Origin of the sequence: uncultured Streptococcus sp. (assembly GCF_963545685.1) — a bacterium.
GTDB lineage: Bacteria > Bacillota > Bacilli > Lactobacillales > Streptococcaceae > Streptococcus.
The window spans coordinates 1-6365 of sequence record NZ_CAUUKN010000067.1 but is presented as its reverse complement, the minus strand read 5'-3'; the positions used below and the strand labels follow the sequence as shown (position 1 = coordinate 6365).

Below are 6365 nucleotides of genomic sequence, written 5' to 3'. Positions count from 1 at the left end.
AGCTTCATAGATACAAACTTATTGACGCTTGTATCTTGAAACACAAACGTCCTATCTAAAGAAACTAAAGTAATAAAAAGCTTTAAGATCTCCCCAGTGGGTAGCTTTATTAAGCATGTGATGCCTCCGTAGTTAAGATAGATTTAAGTTTACACTATTTAGACAATTCTGTCAAATTGGATTTTATCTCCTCTTTCTCAGTTCATCTTTGTCGTTTAAAAAGAAAAATCTCTTCCTGCTTCTACAAGAAAAGATTTTTTCGCATTAAGCATCTTGTTCCGTTGTTAAGATAGCAAGTGTTTCAATCAAATTATCTGCGTTCACTTCAATAGTGTCGCCAGTTGCCTTGATTTTAACTTCGACAACACCTTCACTTGCCTTTTTACCAACGGTCACACGAATTGGAAGCCCGATAAGGTCACTATCAGAGAATTTAGAACCAACACGTTCATTACGATCATCTGTCAAGACATCGTAACCTTCAGCCGCAAGAGCAGCTTCCAAACGATCTGTCAATGCATTAGCTTCCTCGTCCTTAGTGTTAACTGTAATCAAGTGAACATCATAAGGCGCCAATTCTTTAGGGAAGTTAATGCCCCAAGCATAACGGTATTGACCTTTTGGTGTCTTGTTGACAAAGAGACGGGCATGTTGCTCGATAACCGCTGATAAGATACGGCTAACACCAATACCGTAACAACCCATGATAATTGGAACTGCACGACCATTTTCGTCAAGAACATTAGCACCCATACTTTCAGAGTAACGTGTACCAAGTTTAAAGATATGACCAATCTCGATACCACGCGCAAACTGAAGGACACCTTGACCGTCTGGCGAAACCTCACCTTCTTTAACTTCACGAATATCCACGTATTCTGCCTTGAAGTCCCGCTCTGGGTTAACCCCTGTCAAGTGATAACCATCTTCATTGGCTCCAACAACAGCATTAGCCACGTCTTGAACCTTACGATCTGCAATGATACGAACATTTTCAGGAAGGTTGACTGGACCAAGAGAACCGAAGTTAGCACCAAAGACTTGACGCCCTTCATCTTCTGTAGCTGGTTCAAGGAAGTCAGCTGCAAGGTAGTTTTTCAATTTCACATCGTTGAGTTGATCATTACCAACAAGCAGAGCCACTACTGGTTCGTCATCAGCGATGAAAAGCAAAGTCTTAATCGTTTGTTCTTCTGGAACATTCAAGAAAGCAGCGACGTCGTCAATTGACTTGCAATCTGGTGTTTCAATTCGTGATACTTCTTCTTGAGTCACAACCTTAGTCGCTGGTGTGTAGGCGTTTGTAGCCATCTCAAGGTTAGCTGCATAGCTTGACTCTGTAGAGTATGCAATCGTATCTTCACCAGATACCAGCCATGATGTCAATTCGTTCTTGATTTCTTCCATGACATCTTCTGGAATCTCATCCAATGAAGCAATTGACTTATCAAGAACTACCCAACGATTAAGGTCTGTACGTTCAGGAGTGACAGCCATAAATTCTTGGGAATCCTTACCACCCATGGCACCACCATCACCGATGATACCCTTAAACTCAAGGCCAGCACGTGTAAAGATAGCTTCATAGGCCTTACGATAGTCTTCGTAAGTGACATCCAAATCTTCGTAGTTTTGGTGGAAACTATAAGCATCCTTCATGATAAATTCACGCGTACGAAGAAGTCCATTACGAGGACGTTTTTCATCACGATATTTAGATTGAATTTGATAAAGGTTAAGTGGCAATTGTTTGTATGATTTAACCGCATCGCGTACCAAGGCTGTAAAAGTTTCTTCGTGAGTTGGACCGAGAATAAAGTCGGATTTATCACGGTTTTTTAGTTTATAAAGGTCTTCACCGTAAGTTTCATAACGGCCTGACTCACGCCACAAATCTGCTGTCAAAAGCGCTGGCGCCAACATTTCAACCGCACCGATTTTTTCAAACTCCTCACGCATGATGGTTTTGAATTTCTCGATAGCACGATTTGCCAATGGCATATAAGCATAAATACCAGCAGAGACCTGACGCACGTAACCCGCACGTACCATAAGGGCATGACTGATAACTTGAGCATCACTTGGCATTTCACGAAGTGTTGGAATCAACATTTTACTTTGTTTCATCATTTACATACTAAGGAGGCTGGACCTTGGGTCAAGCCCCTTAGACTTCCTTTCGTTTCTTTGTTTCTAATTAAAAGAAAGCACGCATAATATCATTCCAAGTCACTGCAATCATAAGGACAACCATGACCGCAACACCTGCGAGTGTGATATAGCTTTCAATTTCTTGATTTAGTGGTTTACGACGAATCGCCTCAATAATATTCATAACAATTTTACCACCGTCAAGGGCTGGAATTGGAATAAGATTGAAAATCCCTAAGTTGATAGAGAGCATTCCCATAAGGTTAAGGATGGAAATCAAGCCACTTTCTGAGGCCTGTGCAGACATCTGGAACATAGCAACCGGTCCACCAAGTTTGTTCAAACTAAAGTTGGTAATAAGCCCCTTGAGCGCAGCGAGAATTGCCGTTGCACCTTCCCAAGCCATTTGGAAACCACCAAAAATCTTATCTTTAAGGCCTGTCTTTAAGGCTGGAGAGACACCCAAAAAGTAGCTACCTTGGCTCTCTTGAGGTTTAACAGAAATAGTTTCTTCTTGACCATTACTTCTCTTAACCGTCACAGAAAGGCTGTCACCTTTCGAGAATTTTTGGGTATTCTCTGTCAAAGCTTCTTTCAAGCTGTCCCAGTCAGTAACCTTGTCCTTATTAATGGCCTCGATGGCATCACCAGTTTTCAAACCTGCCACCTGAGCAGCGCCACCATTTGCCACCTGGATACGGTTGGTAGACGTATCTTGAACACCACCTTGAACAAAGGCAAGGATAATAAAGACCAATACTCCAAGAATAAAGTTGTTCATAGGACCAGCAAAATTGGTAATTAAACGTCCCCAAATGCTAGCATTTTGATATTGGACATCCTTAGGAGCAATACGAAGCTCCGTACCGTCCTCCTCAACGATAGTGGCGTCATGGTCAACCTCATAGGTCTTGGTCTCATCTAGGACTAGACCTGTAATAGTCAACTTATCTTCCAAATCATAAGCAGTAACGTTCATAGGTAAAGCCGTCTGGTCAACCTGGCGATCTGAAAGATTAATACGCCTTACTTTGCCATCTTTCCCAAGCGTTAGGCTGGCAGGGCTACCAGTTTTAATCTCAGTTGTATCTTCACCCCAACCGGCCATACGCACATAACCACCTAAAGGTAGGATGCGAATAGTATAAACGGTACCATCCTTACCAGTGTGTGCAAAAATTTTCGGTCCCATCCCAATAGCAAATTCACGCACCAGAATGCCTGATCGTTTGGCAAAAAAGAAATGACCAAACTCATGGAAGACGACAATCACACAGAAAATCAGTAAAAAGGTAATAATAGCTTTCATCTAGATATCTCCACTCCTAAAAAAGTCCAAGGAAGTGCATGATTGGGAAAACGAAAATCCAGCTATCACAACGGTCTAATATACCACCATGCCCAGGAATAAGGTTCCCTGAGTCTTTGACACCAAAGTGTCGTTTAATAGCTGATTCAACCAAGTCACCAAATTGACCAAAAATACTAAAAAGAATGGTGCAAATAAGCAACCAGAAGAAGCTATGCGGTGCATAGACACTATGGTTAATCAACCCAAAGAGTAGCGCTACAATGATTGCTGATAAGATACCACCGATGCTCCCCTCAATAGTCTTATTGGGTGATACTTTTGGCAATAACTTGTTCTGACCAAATTGACGACCAAAGTGATAAGCACCAATGTCCGTCGCCCAAACAATGAAGAGGGCAAATAGAACTTTTTCCCAGCTATCCAAACGTGCTGCAATGAGATTTTGGAAACCGATACCAACATAAAAGGCAGAGGCGATTGGATATGCCGCATCATCAAAAGAATAGTGGTCACTATTAAGGACAGTTCCTGCTAAAATCAAAAAAGAAATGATAGCAAAGCCTGTCACATTGGCATTTGTCGGAAGACTGATAAAATAATGATCAATCGGCACAGCCAAGATAAAGGCTGCCAACATTGACAATATACCCTCGATAGAGAAAATCTCCAAGCGCTTCATGCGAAGCATCTCAGACATAGCAACCATGGCCATGGCTCCAACTAAAAGTTGGAAAGGAAGACCACCGATAAAGAGCAATGGGAGGAAAATGGCTGCTGCCACACCCCCACCAATTAAACGTTCTTGCATGAGAGGTCCTTTCTAGACACCACCGAAGCGACGGTGACGTTTATTGTAGTCAGAGATAGCTTGACGTAGTCCCTGCTGATCAAAGTCTGGCCAGAAAACATCTGTGAAGTAAAACTCACTATAGGCAGATTGCCAAGGCAAGAAATTACTAAGACGAAGTTCGCCACTGGTACGGATAATTAAATCTGGATCACGATAGAGGTAAGGCAATTTATCTGTCATCAAATGCTTAGCAATGAGATCTTCATCAATAGCTTCTGGTCTAAGTTTACCTGTTTCAACCTCTTTAGCAATAGCTTGAACAGCCGATACAATCTCCGCACGACCACCGTAGCTCAATGCAAAATTGAGTACCAAACCGGAATTATGTTTCGTCTGCTCTACTGCCTTTTCAAGAGCATCTAAGGTTTCCTTAGGCAGGCGACTATTATCTCCGATCGTCAAAATGCGAACATTGTTTTTATCTAATTCTGGTACATACTTGTTAAAAAATTCAACTGGCAAATTCATGATGAATTTAACTTCGTCTTGTGGACGTGACCAGTTTTCAGTTGAGAAGGCATAGACTGTCAATACCTTAACTCCAAGTTGTGACGCTTCGATAGTTACCTTTTGCAAGGCATCCATCCCAGCCTTATGTCCCATAACACGTGGTTGTAGACGCTTTTTAGCCCAACGGCCATTTCCATCCATAATAATGCCAATATGGTTAGGAATATTGTCTAGAACCTCTTGATGAGATTTTTTTCTAAATTTAAACATGGAATATCCTCTAAATATAGTTTACCCTTTATTTTACCACATTTTAAAGGGTTCTGAACAGTGTTTAATACCAAGGAGATTAGAAAATGTAAAAAGACTAGGATTTAACCTAGCCTAAAATACACATCTTACTTTTCATCAGCAGACTCAATCGCTGAATCTTCTTCAACAATTGTCTCTTTAACAGTCTCTGCTGTTTCTGTACTTGGTGCTGGCGTAATCACTTTCATGATTGAACGGCTCAAATCAAAGGTCAAGAAAACACCTTCCGCATCCAAGACGATACGATTATTTTCTTTATCGATTTCGTCAACAATGGCAATCAAACCACCAATTGTTTCGACTTCCGCGCCCTTAGCAAGACCTGCAAAACGATCTTCTTGAGCCTTTGCCTGACGGCGACGGCTAAACGCCACATAAGCAACAATTGCAACAGCATAAATGGCTAACAATAGCATCATATTCATATTTCGTGTTCCTCCAATAATTCACTTGGCTACTACTATATCAGATTACGTCAGGACAAGCAAGGCAAATCCTTATCCAGACCACATGAAAACACTTTCCATAAGACCGAAAGTGTTTAATGAGATTACATATCTGCTACGTTGTGATAAACCTTTTGAACATCATCATCCGCTTCAAGAGCATCAATAAGCCCTTCAAACGTTTCAAGGTCTTCGCCTTCAAGAGTAACCTCAGTTTGTGGAATCATTTCAAGTTCTGTCACTTGGAACTCTTCCTGACCGTTAGCACGGAGAGCTTCCAATGCCTTGTGAAGGTCTGTTGGCTCAGTATAAACAGTGATAGTACCATCTTCTGCTTCTACATCTTCAACTTCTACATCTGCTTCAAGCAATTGTTCAAAGATAGCGTCTGCATCTTCACCTGCAAACACGATAACACCTTTTTTATCGAACATGTATGATACAGAACCTGAGGCACCCATGTTACCACCATTTTTACCAAAGGCTGTACGTACGTTAGCTGCTGTACGGTTAACGTTTGAAGTCAAAGTATCAACGATAATCATAGAACCGTTAGGTCCAAATCCTTCATAACGCCCCTCAACGAAAGTTTCATCTGTGTTCCCTTTAGCCTTATCAATAGCCTTATCAATAACATGTTTTGGTACTTGTGCTTGTTTAGCACGTTCCAAAACGAATTTCAAGGCTGAGTTTGACTCTGGATCTGGCTCACCTTGTTTAGCAGCTACATAGATTTCAACACCAAATTTAGCGTAAACCTTTGAGTTAGCACCATCTTTAGCAGTTTTCTTAGCAACGATATTAGCCCATTTACGTCCCATGGGATTCACCTCTTCTAAGAGAT

At 41.4% G+C, this 6365-nt stretch carries 6 protein-coding genes; all 6 read right to left on the bottom strand.

What is annotated here, in order from left to right:
- Positions 1–264: 264 nt before the first annotated feature.
- The gene (locus tag RWZ99_RS08525) at positions 265–2127 is read right to left on the bottom strand and encodes a proline--tRNA ligase (protein ID WP_314678048.1); all 1863 of its coding nucleotides are present in this window, start codon (positions 2125–2127) and stop codon (positions 265–267) included.
- A 70-nt stretch (positions 2128–2197) separates the two neighbouring features.
- Positions 2198–3460 carry an RIP metalloprotease RseP gene (gene rseP, locus RWZ99_RS08520; RefSeq protein ID WP_314678046.1) on the bottom strand — a complete coding sequence of 421 codons (1263 nt, stop codon included), beginning with the start codon at positions 3458–3460 and terminating at the stop codon, positions 2198–2200.
- Positions 3461–3476: 16 nt separating this feature from the next.
- On the bottom strand, positions 3477–4271 hold the full coding sequence (locus RWZ99_RS08515) for a phosphatidate cytidylyltransferase (RefSeq protein ID WP_314678044.1): 795 nt from the start codon (positions 4269–4271) through the stop codon (positions 3477–3479).
- A 12-nt stretch (positions 4272–4283) separates the two neighbouring features.
- Positions 4284–5033 (bottom strand): isoprenyl transferase, encoded by a 750-nt coding sequence (locus tag RWZ99_RS08510; RefSeq protein WP_314678041.1) that lies wholly within the window; start codon positions 5031–5033, stop codon positions 4284–4286.
- A 128-nt stretch (positions 5034–5161) separates the two neighbouring features.
- Positions 5162–5500 carry a preprotein translocase subunit YajC gene (locus RWZ99_RS08505; RefSeq protein WP_314678040.1) on the bottom strand — a complete coding sequence of 113 codons (339 nt, stop codon included), beginning with the start codon at positions 5498–5500 and terminating at the stop codon, positions 5162–5164.
- Positions 5501–5625: 125 nt separating this feature from the next.
- Positions 5626–6342, bottom strand: a complete 717-nt coding sequence (locus RWZ99_RS08500) for a YebC/PmpR family DNA-binding transcriptional regulator (protein ID WP_314678050.1) — start codon at positions 6340–6342, stop codon at positions 5626–5628.
- Positions 6343–6365: the final 23 nt, after the last annotated feature.